This is a genomic window from Verrucomicrobiota bacterium, from assembly GCA_021294815.2.
GTDB lineage: Bacteria > Verrucomicrobiota > Verrucomicrobiia > Opitutales > LL51 > LL51.
On the sequence record CP095464.1, the window covers coordinates 432,505 to 453,486 of the forward strand.

The 20,982-nt window shown below is 46.4% G+C and carries 15 protein-coding genes; 7 read left to right on the forward strand and 8 right to left on the reverse strand.

Translation table 11 applies throughout. The annotated features are described in order from the left end of the window. Positions 1–136: 136 nt before the first annotated feature. The 5 genes from LW808_002070 to LW808_002090 all read right to left on the reverse strand — a co-directional run bounded on the left by LW808_002070 (position 137) and on the right by LW808_002090 (position 5,952). Positions 137–427 carry a hypothetical protein gene (locus LW808_002070; protein ID UPA28830.1) on the reverse strand — a complete coding sequence of 97 codons (291 nt, stop codon included), beginning with the start codon at positions 425–427 and terminating at the stop codon, positions 137–139. 267 nt (positions 428–694) lie between these two features. Continuing rightward, positions 695–895: a hypothetical protein gene (locus LW808_002075; GenBank protein UPA28831.1), complete on the reverse strand. Its 201-nt coding sequence runs from the start codon at positions 893–895 to the stop codon at positions 695–697. Positions 896–962: 67 nt separating this feature from the next. Beyond that, positions 963–2,774, reverse strand: a complete 1,812-nt coding sequence (locus LW808_002080; protein ID UPA28832.1) for a hypothetical protein — start codon at positions 2,772–2,774, stop codon at positions 963–965. 653 nt (positions 2,775–3,427) lie between these two features. Beyond that, positions 3,428–4,549, reverse strand: coding sequence for a hypothetical protein (locus tag LW808_002085; GenBank protein ID UPA28833.1), 1,122 nt, complete (start codon positions 4,547–4,549; stop codon positions 3,428–3,430). A 188-nt stretch (positions 4,550–4,737) separates the two neighbouring features. Then, entirely contained in the window at positions 4,738–5,952 is a 1,215-nt protein-coding gene (locus LW808_002090) for a type II secretion system F family protein (GenBank protein UPA28834.1), read from the reverse strand. Positions 5,953–6,033: 81 nt separating this feature from the next. On the opposite strand from LW808_002090, the gene sufC reads away from it, so the two are divergent. Both sufC and sufB read left to right on the forward strand, forming a co-directional pair. After that, entirely contained in the window at positions 6,034–6,753 is a 720-nt protein-coding gene (gene sufC / locus LW808_002095) for a Fe-S cluster assembly ATPase SufC (protein UPA28835.1), read from the forward strand. Then, a complete protein-coding gene (gene sufB, locus LW808_002100) occupies positions 6,750–8,102 on the forward strand; it encodes a Fe-S cluster assembly protein SufB (GenBank protein ID UPA28077.1) in 1,353 nt (450 codons plus the stop codon). Before sufC ends, sufB begins: the two co-directional genes overlap by 4 nt. A 63-nt stretch (positions 8,103–8,165) precedes the next feature. Here the strand turns inward: sufB and LW808_002105 are convergent, their stop codons facing one another. From LW808_002105 to LW808_002115, 3 genes are all read right to left on the reverse strand, one after another. Further along, positions 8,166–9,608 carry a hypothetical protein gene (locus tag LW808_002105; protein UPA28078.1) on the reverse strand — a complete coding sequence of 481 codons (1,443 nt, stop codon included), beginning with the start codon at positions 9,606–9,608 and terminating at the stop codon, positions 8,166–8,168. 390 nt (positions 9,609–9,998) lie between these two features. Next, positions 9,999–11,387, reverse strand: a complete 1,389-nt coding sequence (locus LW808_002110; protein UPA28079.1) for a hypothetical protein — start codon at positions 11,385–11,387, stop codon at positions 9,999–10,001. Positions 11,388–11,559: 172 nt separating this feature from the next. Continuing rightward, complete coding sequence (locus tag LW808_002115; protein ID UPA28080.1) at positions 11,560–12,360, reverse strand: hypothetical protein; 801 nt, start codon at positions 12,358–12,360, stop codon at positions 11,560–11,562. A gap of 418 nt (positions 12,361–12,778) precedes the next feature. On the opposite strand from LW808_002115, the gene dnaK reads away from it, so the two are divergent. The 5 genes from dnaK (at position 12,779) to bamA (ending at position 20,981) form a co-directional block, all read left to right on the forward strand. Next, complete coding sequence (gene dnaK, locus LW808_002120; GenBank protein UPA28081.1) at positions 12,779–14,710, forward strand: molecular chaperone DnaK; 1,932 nt, start codon at positions 12,779–12,781, stop codon at positions 14,708–14,710. 251 nt (positions 14,711–14,961) lie between these two features. After that, positions 14,962–15,255 carry a co-chaperone GroES gene (locus LW808_002125; protein ID UPA28082.1) on the forward strand — a complete coding sequence of 98 codons (294 nt, stop codon included), beginning with the start codon at positions 14,962–14,964 and terminating at the stop codon, positions 15,253–15,255. A 24-nt stretch (positions 15,256–15,279) separates the two neighbouring features. After that, complete coding sequence (groL, locus tag LW808_002130; protein UPA28083.1) at positions 15,280–16,908, forward strand: chaperonin GroEL; 1,629 nt, start codon at positions 15,280–15,282, stop codon at positions 16,906–16,908. A 103-nt stretch (positions 16,909–17,011) separates the two neighbouring features. Continuing rightward, positions 17,012–18,364, forward strand: coding sequence for a replicative DNA helicase (gene dnaB / locus LW808_002135; protein UPA28084.1), 1,353 nt, complete (start codon positions 17,012–17,014; stop codon positions 18,362–18,364). Beyond that, entirely contained in the window at positions 18,354–20,981 is a 2,628-nt protein-coding gene (gene bamA, locus LW808_002140; GenBank protein UPA28085.1) for an outer membrane protein assembly factor BamA, read from the forward strand. Before dnaB ends, bamA begins: the two co-directional genes overlap by 11 nt. Position 20,982 lies beyond the last annotated feature (1 nt).

The following is a 20,982-nucleotide window of genomic DNA, read 5'->3' on the forward strand; positions in this document are numbered from 1 at the left end:
GTATTCGTCTCTTGAGAACATTTTGCATCATCTGCATCTAGAGACTGTCCTATCTGATCAATTTTGCTTTGATATGTCGTAATTTTCGCTGACAGTTCCCGATACTCTTGAGAGTCTTCGCTCAGGTTTAGTGCCTTTAGTGTATTTTGAAGTGGTGCAAGATTCCTTGATGCTTTTCCTTAATCTCTTTGGTTGCATTCGCTACCTTTTCCGCTTTTATCACATCATACTCTGATCTTACAAATTGAAGCTTTGAAGTTCCAAATATACCGTTTGTAGTGGGCTGGAAAGAACGCTCATACAAATTTAGTTTCTTCTCGATAGCAGCACGATCGCCCTTGATCAATTTTATTCCAATATTTATAGGCTGCTTGATCGTCGAGAGTGTATTGCTTCTCCCTATATTTGGGTTTTCTTCTGCAGCCAAAACTTAGCCGTCTCCCATGCGCTAACTTTACCACCACTCTCGAGCTTAAAGGACATAAGTCGAGTTAATGCCACACGACGTACTTTAAATCAATAACACATTTATTTACATTTTTAACCTATACCCAAATATGCGATCGCATTTCGTAGAAATTTTGTGTTCGTGTAATACAACTTCGCATTCGACCTTAGCCACCTGTCTTTTTACAGAAGGCCTTGTTAAAAATGCTACGCAAATGATGTAGAATGCGGTTCGACTATCTCCGTTTTACATCTTAATCGAAGAGGTAATTTGCAAGACACCCGCAACGACGCTCGCGACGCCGACAAAGGCACAGCACATGGCTATGGCCGTGACTATACTCGACATCATGTTGAGGTCGTTCATCAGGACCCCGTGATACTTCTTGTAGACGCTGCTCAGAAAATCTGCGAATCGATATTCTTGCAAATTGGCAGGCGAGCTCACACCGTGATAACGTTTAAAACTTATGAAATTACAGAACTCGCACCAGCATCAATTACATGAGATGCTACTACCATCCAAATCTCTGTCTCTTATTGGATCTTTCCGATTGTTTCCCAATTTTAGCAAACAAATCTTTCATTGCTTGGGGTGCCTCTGTTAGCAATGCTTGTATTGTGTCTTTAGGTACCTCTTTCAGTACTTCTTCCAAAATACCAGCTACATTCGCCCGATATTCCGTAAATAGCCCTTGAATATTCTCGTCTAGTTTTGCAAAAGTATTTCTGAATTCCGTAACCGTTTGCTCAACTGCTTTTTCACTCTCTTGAATTTCCCTAATATTTCCGCTTCCAATAAGACTTTCTAAATGCTCAATTGCGCTTTGAACCTTGCTCTTTGCCTGATTGTATGATTGAAAATTGTTCGCAAATCGATCATAAGCCTCTTTAAGTTTTTGAATACCTTCTTCGAACTTTTGGGTATTGTGCGCGCCACTTTTAAGCTCCTCTAAATAGCCTATGGGAGCATCGTGGAATGGTTGAACATAACTCATGTAAGAATCCATGGAAGACGTGCATCCTTCACATGTGGCTTTAGCTGCGTCAAGATCTTGTTGGAGCATTTGCCTCAATTGCTCATTAAGATTCGTTTTTAGTTGATCAATTGCTGGTTGCAGTTTGGACTCACCCAAATGCTCAATTTCCTGTTGAATTTGACGGAACTGCTCAAGTATAAAAGCGTCTTGTCTTTGTAATTCAGCCTCATCTATGTTATCAGCTGACATTAGTTGGCTCTGCGAAGTGTTAATGCTCGCCTGAAGTAGCTGAAGTTTATTGGAGATTTCATTGGCCGCACTTTGTTGCTGTTGTAGCTTGTCTGCAACGGTGTTGTGTTGCTCATTAAGCTTGCTCAGAGTTTCCGTCCCCTGAAGTTTTTGGCCAACGTAATTCTTGAGATCCTGAAGCGACATCAGTTGCTCTTGAAGGTTTGAGCAACTTTTCTGGAGAGTTTTCAAAGAATTTTCCTGAGTACCTACATTTGCTCGTAACTGATCCCATTTCGATGCGTATAGGTCCCTAATTTGCTGGTTTTTAAGGTTTTGTAAGTCCGTTTTCAGCGCGTTGATTTCGGCCTGAAGGGATATCCCTTCTGCACCACCGAATGTCTTATTGATTTCATGGCCAATCTGCCCAACTTTCTCATGTATTGCTTCATCAAATTGCTGGCAAACAGACAAATTCTGATCTTGCGTAGGGGCCGTTTCGAAAATGTTCTGTCTCACATTATTGAGGTCCGCATTAAACCGTGCTACAGATTTGTTTTGTTCCCTGATTTTATTTAGGAGTTCCTGATACCGGTTATTAATTTTGCTTAGTTTGTCTGCATACTTCGATCCCTCGGGAACGCTGATCGCGTTCTTTTCTTCCTCAAACGATTTCAGTTGTCCTTCAAGTCCTAAACAATTCTTCTGTTGGTCGCTCAAAAAAGTCTCAAATTCCCCAACGGCGTTTTGAAAATTGTCCCATTCTTTATGGTACTGGTCTTTGCGATCTTTAATTTGTTGCTGTGCGATATGATGCTGTTTATTTTTCATCTCCACTGTCTGGTTATACCCTGAACGAGAAAAATAGGGTATATCTATCTTTTTCCCGAACAAACTAATCGTCGCTTTTTTAAAAGTCTCAGTTTCAGCATACTTTTGTAGGTCTCCGTAAAATTTCCGCCCCTCGTCAGAGTACGGATTTTTTCGTGCATTTCTAACAGTTTTAAAATATGCCTTGATAACGTCTACGGAAAAGACGTTTTCTGGATTATACGATCGAGCTGCTGTAAATATCGCAGCGTTTAAACCGCCAACTCGCTTGTTGAGGTTTTCTACCATCGCATCGTACTCCCGATTAGGGACAAAACCTCCTGCTGGGCCAATTCCAGAGCTCGTGAATATAAATTAATATTATTCTTGCAACTTACAAACAAATACATAATATACGTTGCCGATTGCTCGTATACTAGAGCGCGTTTTGGCAAGTCGCTACATAAGATGTCACAATACTATCCTTTCCCTGATAAAACCCAGTATGTTACTTAATAAGAGGCCTTCAAAATTTTATTAAAGGCTTGATAGGTATGCTGGTGTACGATCAAATGCTTAAGCTCTTTTGGTGGTGATTACAAACTCCTGCCAAAAACTAAATCACTCTTCCAAGGAAGCCAAACCCAAAACCGCTACATCTTAATCGACGATGTAACTTGTAAGACGCTGGTGATTACACTCAAGGCGAGAATCGCGACACCGACGAAGGCACAGCCCATGGCGATGGCCGTGACCACACTCGACATCATGTTGAGGTCGTTGATCAGATCCATAGAAACATCACGCTTTGATTAAGCAGCGATTTTAAGAGAACTTACCCCATCACGCTCCACTAGGAATCGGGGTATTACCGAAATTGGGATCATTTTTGCACAAAGGAACTCCCTTCCTTTGATTGCGCTATCACATTGAGTTCAGTCACCCGGCGAAAAATTATTGATCTATGCATTGGAAGTTCCACCGTCAAATAGCCTTATTTTGTCTTTTATTGAGAGTTTCTCAGCAGCCATCTGCTGTTTCTCTGTCTCTGGTGTCTCCGTTTTTCCCGATTCCAGAGTTACAGGTTTTTCGGGTTTTGCTATCTCCTCTTTTATGTCTGTAGATGCAAAGCCCCGCCGACTATAATTTTGATCGTCTGAGATGCTTTTATCTTGTAGTGTCTCGGCTGTGTTTTCAGATGTTTTTTCCATTAGACGGCCCTCAAAATATTCCTCCGAGCATCCTTGCTCTTGATCCTGTATTAATGGATCAAATATTTCTGGATCAATTTCACCACCAACCCAAAGCGGCGGTTCGCCATTATTTTGAAGAGTTGTCTCCTCATTAGTTATCTGTTGAGGCCCGGAAGTATTTATCTCCGGCGTGGTTTGACTGTTTAACAAATCGTCGTATTGATTAATTAAAAGCTGAGTTGCTGTATTCATAGCGTCCATGGCATTGAATCGCTCCTTATCGGTATAACTCTTATAGACATATCTCCTTTCATATGGACTTGCGAAATAAGTAGCGCCGGAGCCAATAGCGGTAGCGTATGAAAATTTCCGGCCATTAGCTTCTATATACTGCTTTTCCGGAAGGAGCTTCTTCCATTCTTTGCCAAACTTGGCGTCTAATTGAGCTTCTTTTGTTTCTTTTTGTCGCCTCAATGCTTCAAATTCTTGCTTTAGTTCATGAAACTTATTTATGGACTCTAGTCCTTTACTCTGGAATGTTGTCCGGAGTACACTTTTGTTCATCTTCCATCTCGTTTTCGAAAAAGCCTTTGTCTTAAACGCTTCTAGAGGTAACTCATCTAACAAGTTCTGCACCGCCTGCCCTATAGCGATTTCCTGACCTTGCTTATCCTGTATCAATTTCCCATTTTTAATTGCTGAGCATAACCGTATAGCCGCAAAGGGCCCCTTCCCGGCAAGCGCTTGAGCACTCTTATCTCCGAGTTTTGCCAGCTCAACAACAATTTTCGCCGCATCCCGTTTATCAATATCATAGCTAGGACCGAACGCCTCCGATCTACGAAACTTATACGTGCCCCAATTGGTATTACTAGCCCCGCTAACACTCATAAGTTGAGTATAAATTTACAGAGAGATTTGTAAAAAAAAAAAAAACGCTTTACAGGTAAATTTTATAATTTCTCGCTGGTAAACTCAAACGTCGAGCCGAAAATTAAACACATCACCCCAACGGCAAAGGTCTGATATTCGCATATGAGCCAAATCTAACCAACTCTCTCAAACAAAAGCTAGCTTGTTTACATCTTAATCGACGATGTAACCTGCAATACACTTGTAATGACACTTAATGCGAGAATCGCGACGCCGACAAAGGCACAGCCCATGGCGATGGCCGTGACCGCGCTCGACATCATGTTGAGGTCGTTGATGAGGTCTCCGTGGTATTTTTTATAGACACTTTTTAGAGAACCAGCAAGATCTCCCGTGTTTTCTCCCATCGAAAGAAGATCAAGCGCAAGGTCGGGCATCACGCCGTAGGTCTCAAACGCTTGCGTCATTGAGGCCCCGTTCATCACCGCTTCCTTCGCTTCGATAAAACGTTGCCGAAAATAGCGGTTCGCAGATGCATTCTTCGCCAGCTCCATCGCCTCTGTCGTGTTGATCCCACTACCTAAAAGCGTCGCCAGTAGATTCGAGGTCTGACAGTAAAAGTTCTCTTTGATAATCATGCCTACAATCGGTATCCGTAATACCCAGTGGTCCAGATTGTAGCGCCCCTTTGGCGTGTTCCGATAGGCTAACGTTACGCCAATAATACCCAGAATCGATAGGAGAATCGCCCACCAGTATTGCCCCGCTACCTTCGATGCGTCAATGAGGTATTTCGTCATCTGCGGTAGGTCGCCTCCAAGCGATTTGAGCATGCTCTCAAGCTTCGGCATGATGAAAATAAGAAAGACTAACCCAACAACAATTCCAACCGTACAGACCGTCGCCGGATATGCCATCCCGGAAATGAACTTCTTCTTCAACTGCTCCTTCGTCTCTAGAAATTCAATCAAATTCGTAATCACAGAAATGAGATTGCCCGTCTTTTCTCCCGCTTCTACCATGCAAACCGTGTTCTCGTTGAAAATGTCTGGAAAGTTCCGCATCGCTTGCGCAATCGTCTTCCCTTCACATACGTCTTTGTGAATCGTTTCCGCTAAAACCTGCTCCTGCGGGTCCTTTAAACGCTTCCGCATCGTCCGTATCGCATCCCCAATCGGAAGCCCTCCGCCGTGTAATTGTAAAAACTTTTGAAGAAAACTGAGCGCAATCTTACTCTTGCTCTTCTGAAAAAGCTGAAACTTAAACGAGCTCTTCGTAGTCCCGGTGTCTTCCGCAATCGCGGAAACCCGTATGCCACGGCCTTGTAGGCTGAGAATCGCTGACTTTCGATCCGCTGCCTCGACCGTCCCTGACGTTGTACGCCCTGTCGCCCCGTCCGTTCCTTTGTAGGAAAATTTCACAGGGCTGATTGTATCAAATCACCCCCGTATGGCAATGGTAAAAAACCTTGCCCCAGAACCCACTCCGACTTAGCTCGTGGTATGGCAATTCTAGCGGTCGAGGACCTATGTGTGACGGTCCAAGATCAAGTCGTTTTATCGCATTGTAACCTCGAACTCCCAGAAGGTATTTGGCATGCACTGATGGGGAAAAATGGTATGGGGAAAAGTTCTCTGGTACGGACGATCGCTGGACATCCAAGCTATACCGTAACCTCAGGAACGATCTATCTCCGTAACGAAGATATCACCCATCTTCCTCCCGAAGAACGTGCCCGCCGTGGACTCTTTTTATCCTACCAAAATCCGGTTGAGATTCCCGGTGTTTCTGTGGCGACTTTTTTACGGACTGCGCTCGATGCACAAGGGAGACATCTCCCGATTAAAGAATTTTACGAACGACTCAACCAAGCTTTAGATACCGTTGGGCTCGACCGGAGCTTTGCGTCGCGCGCCATTAACGTCGACTTTTCCGGCGGTGAAAAAAAGCGCTGCGAAATGCTCCAAATCCTCATGCTCCAACCATCGGTCATCCTGCTCGATGAAATCGATAGCGGTCTCGATATTGATGCGATTCAGACCATTGCGCACTGCTTACCCCAAGTATCCGGCCTCATCATAACACACCAAAAAAAGTTCCTCGATCTCACACGACCGGAAAAGATTCATATCATGGAACACGGAACGATCACGCACTCGGGTGGAATTGAACTACTCGACGCCCTCGAACACCAGGGTTACGCCGGACTTGAAGAACGATGAAAGATGAAAACCACGACTTCCATTACGAGGTCGACTATATCCATAACGCCGGTACTGGGCTCAACGAAGATACCATTCGCTACATTAGCCAGGCCAAAAACGAACCTCAATGGCTCTTAGACTTTCGTCTCAATGCCCTACGCGTTTTCCAAAAGCTTCCGATGCCGACCTGGATTCCTCCGATCGACTTCGACAACATCCAATACTACCTTTCTCCCCAAAAGCAAACCCAACGCTCCTGGGAGGATGTACCCGAAAAAGTCAAAAACACCTTCGAACGCCTAGGGATTCCCGAACGTGAACGGAAGTTTCTCGCGGGCGTGGAAGCGCAATTTGACAGTGAAACGGCCTACGCTCGTCTGCAAGAATTTTTAACGAAAGACGGCATCATTTTTGTCGACTCAAACACCGGATTACAGCAATATTCCGATATTTTCCGCCCCTATTTTGCCTCACTCGTTCCCGTCGATGATAACAAATTCAGTGCGCTCAATAGCGCGGTATTTAGTGGTGGTAGTTTCATTTATGTTCCACCAGGGGTAAAACTCAAACAGCCCCTTCAGGCCTACTTTCGCATCAACGCCCAACGCTTCGGGCAGTTTGAACGCACGCTTATCATTGTCGACCATGACGCCGAACTGCTCTACATGGAAGGCTGTACTGCTCCAACATTTGAGTCTGCTGCGCTTCATTCTGCTGTTGTGGAGGTAATAGCGCTTCCGGGTGCAAAAGTTCAATACATCACAGTCCAGAACTGGTCGAGCAACGTTTTTAATCTCGTTACCAAGCGCAGTACTGCCCACGCCAACGCCGAAATTCGCTGGATCGACTGCAACATCGGCTCTCGTATCACCGCTAAATACCCCGCGATTCTTCTAGCTGGCGAGCGTGCCCGTGGGGAAATTCTCTCGATTGCCCTCGCGACCGACAACCAAGTTCAAGACACCGGTGCGAAGATGATTCACCGCGCGAACAACACGACCTCCAACATTGTTTCGAAATCAGTTTCCAAGCACCACGGCCTTGCGACCTACCGCGGTCTCGTAGACATCGCACCTAACTTTCAAGGTTGCCGCAACCGTACGCGCTGCGACGCTCTTCTAATCGACACTGACAGCCGCAGTGACACCTATCCGCGCATGACGATTACCGGCGATCAAAATCAAGTCGAACACGAAGCCAGCGTCTCGAAAGTCGACGAAGAGCGTCTACTTTATCTTCGCCAACGTGGCCTCGACGAACACCAAGCCACCAGCCTCTGTGTAAACGGCTTTGTCAACGACCTCATCCGAGAATTCCCTCTCGAATACAGCGTCGAACTACACCGGTTGATTGATTTGGTTGTGTAGAAAAGATAGCAACGAGGCTCAGCCCCCGAATGATCTTCGAGGTCGTGTCAGATCCGTGTTATTTTACATCCTAGAAAGAAAATAATCCTCATCATCGCAGAGATCATCGAAGATCCATCCACCGGGTTGTATAGAAAGACGGATTCTCAATTGCCGCCATTCGTCTTCACTTAGAGTTTTCATCCAGTGATCTCCAGAGCCATTTTGAATCGTTTGCAACCTTGTACGACCTTTGGTGTCCAAAAGTTGGGTCCATTCTGCAGCATCTGCTGTCTCCAAGACAAAGAGTAAACGCGAAATTTCTTCATCCGTCAAGAGATCCCATAACCGCAAACGCTCTGGATTTCCTAAACTCCTCACCAACTTCTCATGCCCATCATCATCCAAAATAAGGAATAGCCGCCTAACCTCGCTATTCGTTAAGTTATGAAATAATTTGGCTAATCTCCCACGTTCATACCAATAAAAACTGTCAAACAATGAAACAAGTTCGTCATCACTCAATCCTCGGAATAGCTGTACAAGCTCGCTATCGTTTAATCTATGAATCAGTTGTTGCCGCCCTTTAGTGTCTAAGGTGTGAAATAACCGTGCATTTTCTCCGTTACATTTCACTGCATGAGAGAATTGCCCAAGTTGTTCTTCACTCAGAGCGTTAATTAATTGCGCACACTCCCTAGCACTTGATCCTGTCATTAGAGAAATTCTCAAACCAGAATCAAATTCACTAAACAGCCGCAGACGCGTGCTTAACCCTAGTTTATGAAATAATTGCAGGCGCGTCTCCCCATTCAACTCCTGAAATAATGATACACGTTCTGTACTGTTCATACTATTAACTAATTGCGTACACTCTTTATCATTCAAAACCATAACGAAAGAATCTTTTAGTTTTAAACTTAAGCCACGGAACAGTTGTAAACGCTCGCTCGGGCTCAATTTATAGAATAGCTGCAAACGTTCTGCTGCGTCCATTTTTTGGACCAATTGCAAACGTCCATTATTCGTTAATCCGCGGAATAATTGCAAAGACTCTTCCTCGTTTAATAGCCGAAATAGTTGTAAACACTCATCGCCATTTAGATTACATATTAACTGTGCACGGTTGGCAGTTTGTGCTGTCATGCGGAATAATTTTAGACGCCCCTGTTGGTCTAGCCTACGAAATACTTCTACACATTGCCATTCCTCTAATTGTTTAAATACATTTCGATACTCATCTCGCGTGCCCAGTTTACAAAACAATTGCACAAGTGTATTAATATTCAGGTTTTTTACTAACCGTGTGTGTAATTTGGAGCTTAAATTACAAAATAATTGCAAACACTCTTCATTTACAGCTCCACCCTCAAGCATTTGCTTTACGGTTGAGTAGTTCGAAGATTGTATTATAATTCCCTCTGTTGCACCCGCATGAAGCGATGTTCCGTTTAAGCTTAAGAAACTCATTGCTAGCGGAAAAAATTTCAGAACGTCTTTATTCCATTTTTGTAACTTTTTGTTCATAGGACCCTGCACCATGGACCCTTATTTTAAGTTTTGCAATAATTATTTTATATTTTTTTAAAAATTAACATCAAATATCAATTTACCTCGAAAAAGCAAAAGCATCTTCAGATTTTTGGAATCTAACTGGTATCCTTTTCAAATGAACATCCAAGAGCCCCTTGGTCAACAAAGAGCCCTGTTCAAAGACATTAGTTTACGTTAAAAACACTCAGTATCCTTACTGTAAAAAACTTTGCTCGACGCGGTTCCAAAATTGGACTTTTTTCCACATGGGCCATGACTCGAAGCGTCGCGGATCAATCTCTGCTTCCTCTTGCGAGAGGCCGGATAGCTGCAGCCGCTGCTCGGGCGTGAGATACCAGTAATTTTTCCTTTTTCCCTGTGGCGTTACTTCATTCCAGTGATCCAACCGAACCTCCTGTGGCAGATAGCCAAAATGCGATCGCGACCTTCCTGTGTTAGCCCTTCTTGCACACTATGATCCAATATTTTGCCATCCAGTATTCTACCTTCCCAGGCCGCAAGGCGTGCGTCTTCGGGTAAATGGTGAAAGTTTTCCGATTGTGCATTAGGATGAGATTTCAGATGAGCCAATGTTCCCCAAAATCGCACACGATCCACAGCGCGCAGGTGCCGAAAATTGGGACTCCGCCACCGCTCGCTTAAGTCAGGCCAAAAACGCGCACATTCAAAAAGTGGTAAATGTCCAAAATTAGCACCCTTGCCAAGTTCATTAAGATCCGACCATAATTGCATCATTTCCGCACCCGAAAAAGATTGAAAATTACAGCGCCGCACTTCATAACTAACGCTCGGCCATAATTCTAGACGTTTATACTTCGGAAGGTATCTGAAGTTCCAAATTTGACTATCTTCATCGCCATTAAAAGACGGCCATAGGTTGACACGTTCCGATTCTGGCAGGTATTGGAACTGGTACTTTCGATCTCGTTTACTTAAGGAATGCCAATAATGCGCGCGCTTTTCCAATGGCAACTCCGTAAACCTCCTTCCCCGCTCTTCATCCGATAAGTCATTCCATTGAAGTAGTAATGCTTCGACAGTTAGGATTGCCGGTATTCCTTGTTGCTCTTCCGGCGGCAAATACGCGATCAGCCGTTGTAATTTTTCCGGCGACAGGCCTTCGCAATACTTCCTCTTGCCCTCCTCACTTAAGAGCGGAAAAACCTCAAATTGTTCCGAATCTGTTGGCAGTAGACCAATCCTCCAATTCCGCCATTTTGTGTCGAGGTCTTCAAAACAGAGCCTTCGCTCGGACGTGGGAATGTAGCCAAAATTCCGCCCTTGTTGCTCCAAATCGAGCCGCCTCCAAAAAATTTTTTTCGCACGATAAGGTAAATGCCTATAAGCTTCCCCTTTCCCTTTTTGGCTGAAACCGTTAAAAAACGCCACCAGCTGATCTTCCGGCAAATGTGCCAGATAACGATCCCGTTCATCCCAGGACATACCGAAAAATTCCTCTTCGGAAAGGAGCGACATTGTATCCGGAAGCAATACCGGCTCTTTTACATGGAGTTGAGCGATCTCAATCTGGGGCAACGGAGCCTGAAGATGGACCAAAGGTTTTTTCATCTGGAACGACGGAGCTTTAACATACGGCGAAGCCTCTGCGCTCAGTTGCTTTTGAAATTGATCCGATTCATGAGCAGGAATTGTGTCAACGTATCCCCAGAGTAAATGGCTTGTTAAAGTCCCCAGTGCCAGCGCTAAAATCCTTAAGATCGGTTTATTTGGTTTTTGTATTTTCTCGTCCATAAGTACCCGAAGATATTATGGTATTTTATAAAAATTTTGCAATATTTATATAATTTTGACAATAAAAGAGGAAATGAAAACTCTCAGAGTACACTCAAAATTTTCATCGACCTCCGCAAAAATAAAGGCTCCCGATAAATTGGGAGCCTTGAAAGGGAAATAGGCTCAGTTCTTAATGAATATCTTTTTCCGCTCGGACACGTTCTTGGAACACCGTGGGCGTCAGCTTGAGATTCTCCTCTGTTTTGTACTCATCGGGGATACCATGCCACACTTCATCGCGTATTATCATCTCCTTCTTATCGCTGTCGTAATCTACGAGATCGTTATGGGGATAGTAAGGGAAATTCTTCCCCTGCCAATCTGACGTCATATCAGGCCAAAATACCAACTTATGCGCTGGCGTGAGGCTCCTATAATGCTGCCCTTTCCGATCATCGTCAAAGGCAACCCAAAACGGCTTAATGTCGTTCAAATGCAACGCCCCACTTTTTTCCCTCTCATAGAACTTCCCATACCCACACGAGCGAAATTCCTGCATAATCTTATCGAAAATAGAAGACAGCTGATCTTGCGTCAGTATTGGGCATATCATCTCAACCCCACTTACAGGAAAATCCCAGAGAATCTTGATGTCTCCCGTCTCACTAAGCTCTCGCGCCTTCCTTTTCGCAACCTTCTGCTGCCCCTCCTCTGAAAGATCATTAAACGTGGCATTCCTCCCATACCAACTGAGTTTACGCCAATGCCCCTGCGCATGCCCCTTCGAGGTTACGTAATCATAAACTTCTGCAGGCGCTTCGATTGTTCCATCTTTTTGCCGGATATAAGTAACTTTCCCGAACGGCTCCTCGACAGTAACTTTTTCTCCCCTTTCTGCATTATGCTCGTCCTGATCGGAATAGTACTCATAATAGGCCTCCTCTTCGGAGCACGAACTATCTGCACTAGCACAAAGGAGATTTCCGCTCAAAGAACCTACTGATAGCAGCAGAATTTTTAAAGCTGTTTCTTTTTTCTTATGGATTGATTATCTTACTCATAAGTAGCCGCTGAGCGTCTATTTTCTTTTCAGGAACCGCAAGCTTTTTGTGCCAAAACTCCATCTGTTTTTATAAAATATCTCTTAGAATCTGAGGCTTACGTGCTTAAATTTCCCTCTAATCACATAATTTGCCGCTTCTTTTCTGCCAAATTGCCCAACTTCTTTGAGTGATCCGGGAACACGTTAGTTATTCCGCACCTTCACACTGAAAATTTTTCCTTAACGTTTACATCTGTGGCACGAAAATTGCTAACTAGATCTGCAGCGTGTTTCAGTGAACTCTTATAAAAGAGTGGAGCTGGAATAGTAACTGTTCTTTAATCATTTAATTAAAAGGAATTATATTATGTCAAAAGTTCTCGGTATCGATCTCGGTACTACAAATTCTTGCATGGCGGTCATGGAAGGTGGCCAGGCTGTCGTTATCCCGAATTCGGAGGGTGCTCGTACAACCCCTTCGATCGTCGCGTTCACCAAAAATGGAGACCGCCTCGTCGGTCAGGCCGCTAAGCGTCAGGCCGTTACAAACCCTCAAAATACGATTTTCTCCGCAAAACGTCTCATCGGTCATAAGTATGAGGAAGTTCAGGAACTCGTTCATGACCTCCCTTATAAGGTCGTTCCCGGTAAGAATGGAGACGCCGCAATCCAATGTCAGGTCGGCGGAAAAACTGAAATCTTTTCCCCAGAACAAATTTCCTCTATGGTCTTGGCTAAACTCAAGGCCGATGCAGAAGCTTACCTCGGAGAGAAAATTACTCAGGCCGTCATTACCGTCCCGGCGTACTTTAATGATGCACAACGACAGGCTACTAAAGATGCCGGTACCATCGCTGGCCTCGAGGTGTTGAGAATTATTAATGAGCCAACGGCTGCTTCGTTGGCGTATGGTCTGGAGAAAAGCGGCGAGAAGAAGATCGCGGTCTATGACCTCGGTGGTGGTACGTTCGATATCTCGGTACTTGAAATCGGAGATGGGGTGTTTGAAGTAAAGGCAACCAACGGTGATACCCTGCTCGGTGGTGATGACTGGGATCGTGCAATTATCGATTGGCTCGCGGATAATTTCAAGGCGGACAATGGGATCGATCTGCGGACGGATCCGGTAGCCCATCAGCGTTTGAAGGAAGAGGCGGAAAAGGCTAAAATTGCCCTATCATCGGCACAACAGACGGATATTAATCTGCCCTTTATTACCGCCGATGCATCAGGACCGAAGCATCTCAATGTAACACTTACGCGGGCGCAATTGGAGAAAATCTGTGACTCCCTTTATCAACGGACGGTTCAGCCGTGTAAGAATTGTCTCCATGACGCCGGATTAAGCGCAAATGATATCGATGAGCTCGTGCTTGTTGGCGGTATGACGCGTTCGCCGAAGGTCGTCGAAACTGCACGTGACATTGCCGGTCGGGATCCTCACCAGGGCGTTAACCCGGACGAAGTCGTTGCCGTTGGTGCGGCAATCCAAGGGGGTGTTTTAAAGGGAGAAGTTACCGATGTTCTGTTACTCGATGTGACTCCGTTAACACTTGGGATTGAAACCGCCGGTGGTGCGTCTACACCGATGATCGAACGGAATACGACTATCCCGACGCAGAAGAGTCAGATCTTTTCGACTTATGCCGATAATCAGACGGCAGTCGATATCCATGTGCTTCAGGGAGAGCGTCCGTTGGCGTCTCAAAATAAGACATTGGGTATCTTTCGTTTGGATGGTATTCCGATCGCTCCCCGTGGAGTCCCGCAAATCGAAGTCACCTTCGATATCAATGCGAACGGTATTCTGAGTGTGACCGCTAAGGATCTCGGTAGTGGTAAGAATCAAAAGATTACGATTACCGGCGCGTCGGGGTTATCCGAAACGGAAGTCGAAAAGTTGCGTAAAGAGGCGGAACAGTTCGCGGAATCGGATAAGCGTGAAAAGGAGCGGATCGAGGTCCGTAACCAACTCGACAGCTTGGTATATCAGACCGAAAAGCAGCTCAAGGACACCGGTGATAAGCTCCAGGATTCTGATAAGCAAAAGATGGAGAATGCGATCGCGGAGGCCAAAAAGGTCTTTGAAGATAGTAGCGCGTCGACCGATGCGATGAAGGCTGCCGTCGATCAATTAACAAAAGTATTTCAGGAAGTCGCCCAGGAACTGTATAAGAATGTACAGCCCAATCCTCAACCTCAGCCAGAGGCTGCGCAGTCGTCTACCGCGGGCGGTCAGCAATCTTCTGATGGTGTCGTCGATGCCGATTTCGAGGTCGTCGATGAAGGTAAGAAGTAATCATGGAAAGGAGGTATGTATGTTTGGTCCCGGAAATAAACCCTGCAAGGGCGGCGGTTGCGGCTGCGGCAAGTAACCAATAGGGAGGATGAGATGAATATTTCATCCTCAGAGGTAACATTTACCAGGGGATTTGTTCCCCTGTTCAGGTCCGTGGTATGGCAAAGGTCTGATAGGAGAGATTTTTGTTGCATTGGGCCGAGTTTTTCAACCCTATCCTAATTCTTTTCCCATCTAAAAATTGAATTGTTATGAGTATTAATATCCAACCCTTAGGGGATCGTGTCCTCGTGAAGTTACTCGAGGAGAAGGAACAAGTGAAGGGCGGTATCATTATCCCCGATGCCGCGAAAGAGAAGTCGCAAGAGGCAACCGTCGTTGCGGTCGGCCCCGGTAAGCGTGATGAGCATGGTCAACGTTTGGCGATGGATGTCGCCGTCGGTGACCACGTGCTGATTAGTAAATACGGTGGCACCGAGGTCAAACATAGCGATGAGAAGTACACTCTCTTGCGACAAGATGACGTGTTAGCGATTTTTAAATAAACCCTTTAACATCATTGATGATTTATGGCAAAACAACTTATATTTGATGAACAAGCGCGGAAAAAAGTCCTCGAAGGTGTTTCAACACTCGCTAAGGCTGTAAAGGTTACCCTCGGGCCCCGCGGACGAAATGTATTGATTGAAAAGAAATTCGGCGCACCTACGGTCACTAAAGATGGCGTTACCGTCGCTAAGGAAATCGAACTTAAAGATTCGTACGAAAACATCGGCGCCCAAATGGTCAAGGAAGTCGCTTCTAAGACCTCCGATAGTACCGGAGACGGAACCACAACCGCAACCGTCTTAGCCGAAGCAATCTATCGCGAAGGCCTTCGGAATGTCTCTGCCGGTGCAAATCCGATCGCCGTTAAACGTGGGATCGATAAAGCCGTCGAAGCCGTCGTCCAAGAACTCGCCAGGACTTCTAAAGAGGTTAAAACCTCCGAGGAAATCCGCCAGGTCGCAACGGTCTCCGCAAACTGGGACCAGGAAATCGGTCAAATTATCGCCGATGCCATGGAACGTGTCGGTAAAGATGGCACCATTACCGTCGAAGAGGCGAAAACTATCGAGACCTCATTAGAAGTCGTCGAAGGGATGCAGTTCGATAAGGGCTACCTCAGTCCCTACTTCGTAACCGATCCCAATAATATGGAATGCGTTCTGGAAAATGCTTACATTCTCATCTACGAGAAAAAGATTAGCTCCCTGAACGACCTCCTCCCGCTCTTACAGACCGTTGCCCAACAGGGTAAACCGCTCATGATTATCGCCGAAGATGTCGATGGTGAAGCCCTAGCAGCCCTCGTCGTCAACCGTCTCCGCGGTACTCTCAATGTCTGTGCGGTTAAAGCCCCTGGCTTCGGTGATCGTCGGAAAGCGATGATGGAAGATATCGCTATCCTCACCGGCGGAAAGTTTATCTCCGAAGACCTCGGGATTAAGCTCGAAAACGTCAGCATCGATGATCTCGGCCGTGCCAAACGGATTACCGTTGGTAAAGACGATACCACGATTGTCGAAGGGAGCGGTAGCCATGATGCCATCGAGGTCCGGATTGGCCAAATCCGTCACCAAATCGACGATGCCACCTCCGATTACGATCGTGAAAAGCTCCAAGAGCGCCTCGCAAAGCTCGCGGGCGGTGTTGCGGTCATCCGTGTCGGTGCAACGACCGAACCCGAGATGAAGGAGAAAAAAGACCGTGTCGACGATGCGCTTCATGCAACCCGTGCTGCTGTCGAAGAAGGTATTTCTGCCGGCGGTAGCGTTGCCCTTCTCCGTGCATCTTCGGTCATCGATAAGCTCGATATTCCTTGTCCAGACGGTAAGATTGGTGCTCAAATCGTGAAACGTGCGATCGAAGCTCCCTTACGTCAGCTCTGTGAGAATGCCGGTGTCGAAGGCGGACTCATTGTCCAAGAAGTTCTCAAGCTCGATGGCGCCAAAGGATACAACGTCGCGACCGGAAAGTTTGAAGACCTCCTCTCCGCAGGTGTTGTCGACCCGACAAAGGTCAGCCGTACAGCATTACAAAATGCGGCCTCTGTCGCGAGCCTCCTCTTAACAACAGAGTGCATCATCGCAGAACTTCCCGAAGAAAAGCCCGCCGCATGTGGCCACATGCCGAATCCCGGCATGGACATGATGTAAGCGATTTTCTGTTCCAACAAAAACCCTCTCCGGAGGGTTTTTTTATTTGGAGAAAGATAAAAAAACTTGCCAAAAGCACGCTTCATGGATGTCGTTAGCACTTGTGCCGACGCAGAAGATCACTCCCGCTCATACCCCTCCTTTCAGTACGGATTGTGAGCAGGCACTTCTCGCGAGTTGCATTATTGATGGTGGCCAAGATAGTATCACCATCTGCATCCAGGAAAAAATTACGACGGATTCGTTCTACTTTCCGGCTCATCGGATTATCTACCAGGCGCTCCTGGATCTCTATGCTGAGAATACCGCTGCAAATGAGCTCATTGTCGCCGAAAAACTCGCTGCAAAAGGTCTTTTAGAGAAAGTCGGTAGCTATGAAGCCATTAATAATATCGCAAGCCGTATCGATACGCCGACGCACCTCAAGTATTACGTCCAACGCGTCCGGGATCTCGAGCTCGTTCGGCGGATTGTTGATGTCGCTAATAAAAGTGTTGAAAGCGCGTATGCCGGCGTTGACGATGTGGGACAGTTTTTAGACGACGTCGAAAAATCAATCTTTGCGGTCTCAGAAAGCCGTGTTTCCGATTCGGCCAAACACGTTCAAGAGTCGATCGATCGCGCAGCAAATCTCGTCCAAAAAATGCTCCAACATAAGGGCGAGCTCACCGGAGTTGCTTCCGGCTTTATTGACTTAGATAAGCTGACGTTTGGTTTCCATCCGAGCGAGATGATTGTTTTAGCGGCTCGGCCTTCGATGGGAAAGACCAGTTTGGCATTAAATATCGCTGAAAATGCTGCGTTAGCGAATACGCCCGTTCCAACCTTGTTCTTTAGTCTGGAGATGTCTGCGGAACAACTCGCAATGCGGTTAATTTGTAGTCGTGCCGGTATTGATACCGAAAAGCTCCGGAATGGGTTTGTGCCAAAATCTGAGTTAACGGCGCTTAGTGCCGCCGCGAGTGCGTTTAAAAAAGCCCCGCTCTGGATCGATGAATCCAGTAACCTTTCGGTCACCGAAATGCGCGCAAAAGCCCGGAGGATGTATAATAAACACAAACTCGGCCTGATTGTCATCGATTATCTCCAATTGCTCTCAAGCCCCGATCCACGAACCCCGCGTGAACAACAAATTGCTGAAATCTCCCGGGGCGTTAAAGCGATGGCCAAAGAGTTATCCCTCCCGGTGATTGTTCTGAGTCAGTTGAACCGTGCTTCTGAAAAAGAAAATCGGGCCCCAAGATTATCCGATCTAAGAGAATCCGGATCAATCGAACAGGATGCGGATGTGGTGTTAATGCTCTCAAAACATCGCGAAGGTGAAGAGAATAGCGAAGTTTCACTTGATCTTCTCGCGCGAGACCTCATTATCGCCAAGCAGCGGAATGGCCCAACAGGCGTTGTGCCACTTGCATTTAGGAAAACTTTAACTCGATTTGAAAACTATGCCCAGTAAATTTGTATGCCGCGCTTCGTTGCTCGGTTTGCTTTGTTGTCCCCCATCGCTCACAACTGTTTTTGGTGAGGATCTAGAGGAATCAACGGCACCTATTGCCGAAAATACAACAGAAAATTCCGAAGCAATCGCTCTCGATACAACTTCATCGCAGGAGGTCTCTACCTCCGAAGAATCGGAATCGTCAAAGATCGTTTCAGAGGGAAATACCTCGATTGTAGAGGATGGAAGCTCAGTGGAAACTTCCGAGGCGCTTTACCATAATAGCGTAGCTCAGGATGAAGCCGAAACTCCCGTCAACAGTCTCGGGACTTACGGGAAGCGCGAACAGTCGAAAAACTTCCCTGTCGCAAAAATCGAGATCCGCTCCGACGGAGAATTGGTTAGGGACGAAGCCTTTATTCGTTCCCATATCCGCTTTACCGAGGGAGAAGCTTTCGATCCCTTCGCTGCAAACGACGCGATCCACTCGCTTTATGCTGTAGGGATGTTCGACGATATCGAAATTACGGCGACGAAAAATAAGGATTTGTCGCTCAACGTCTTTGTCAACGTCAAGACGCGCCCGAGAATCGCCAACGTCAAATTTCCTTTTGAGAAAATCGGTAAGAAGAAAGTGCGCAAGGAGCTCAAAACGGTCGCAGGTCATTATCTGAACCGCGCGAACCTTAATGAAGACGTCCTCATGATCTACCGGTATTACCAGATGAACGGCTTCCCAAAACCGCAGGTCGATGCCCGCATCGAGCCGCTTGAGGATGGTCGCGTCGACGTTTGCTTTGATATCACACCAACAGATGCAATCCGCATTGCCCGCGTCCAATTCCATAACTTTGGCGATATCGATACCGACCTCGTCCAAAAGAGTATGGCTCTGAAGCGTTGGGACCGGAACTTCTTTTCCTTCTTTACGAAAAAAGGTAACTTTGCGGACCTCTACCTCGATCACGATAAGGAGGTCCTTGTCAATGCAATACGGGACGCTGGGTACCTCGATGGTAAACTCACGCGCGCGGAATTTGTAACCGAAGGCGAGCAACGTGGATCCCTCATCTTTGATGCCGACCTCGGAGAACGCTACTACGTCGGCGACATTAAACTAACCGGCGCAACGCTCTATGATCCAGAGGTTCTTATGGAATGTGCGCACCTCAAGACCGGGGATGCGTTCGGTCAAGCCGCTGTCCGCCAAGCTGCAGAAAATATCCAGGATTACTACCGCTCCCGAGGGTATGTTAACACGATCGTTGAGGCAGAAGAACACCCGACTTTCCGCGATAACATTATCGACTTGGTGCTAACGATTCACGAATCCTCGCTCTATCATCTCAGCGCGATCACAATTAAGGGCAATTACAAGACCAAGGATAAGGTGCTGCTCCGCGAATTTACGCTCGAGCCCGGCGATACGTTTAACTATACCGCGATGCAAATTGGCGAAATGCGCCTCCATAACACGGGGTATTTTAAAAAGGTCGACGTCAATGCCGCCGATAGCGATAATCCACATGAGAAGGGCATCGAAATTAATATTGAGGAAGCCGATACGGGTAAAATTAGCGGCGGTATCGCAGTCAGTGCGCGAAAGAGCCAGGTCGTTTTCATCTCGCTGGAGCAGTCGAACTTCGATCTTTTTGGCCCTAATTTCCAAGGTGGCGGACAAAAACTCTTTACAAAACTTCAGCTCGGTACCCGTGAAAACGAGGCCGTGTTCTCATTTGAAGAGCCCTACCTCTTCGATAAGGAGCTTGCTTTCGGAACAGAAGTTACCGGCGGTAAGACGAAGTACCGCAAAGACGACTCAAACTTTAGCGGTTCGACCTACGATGAGAATTACTTCGAATTCGAGCCTTACTTCCGTAAGCGACTTTTCGACCCTTGGATCGGACGTTTAGCGTATAACTTCAAGCTCTCTAAAATTACGAGCTTAGGCGATACTGCCGTTCAGCCCCTTAAAGATGAGGCGGCGCAGGGACGTCGGACAGCGTCAGGACTCAAATTCTCGATCTACCGCGACTCACGTGATGATTTACTCTTCCCACGCACAGGATCACGTGTCGAGTTTCAAACCCATTTTTATGGCCTCGGTGGGCGTACGAAATTTACCCGCCTCGAAGCAACGGCAACCCAGTACTTTTGGGTATCAGAAAAATACGACCATACGCTTGCATTTACCGGAAGCGTTGGGAGCATTATCCCTTTCCATCACCGGCAAACACCCTACTCCGAGCGATACTTTCTCGGTGGCCAGTCGATGATGCGTGGCTTTGAGGGCCGCCAGATCTCCCCCAAAGAAGAATCTTTTGCATTCAAAGACGGCAAAAAAGAAACCCGTTATGGTGATCCTGTTGGCGGTAACTCTTTCTGCTACGGCGCTGCAGAGTACACCTTTGCGCTCTTTGAACCCTTCTTTGGCGCAGCATTTATCGAAGCCGGATCGGCAAATGAAAAGAAGTTTGATAACTTTAAGAACATCAACGTCGACTGGGGTGTGGGCCTACGGATCTTTATTGGTAAAATGCCGCTTCGCCTCGACTGGGGCTTCCCAATTCACGCAGCTCGAGGAACAAAAAAAGACGGCGTTCAGTTTAACTTCTCGTTCGGCGCCTCGTTCTAAA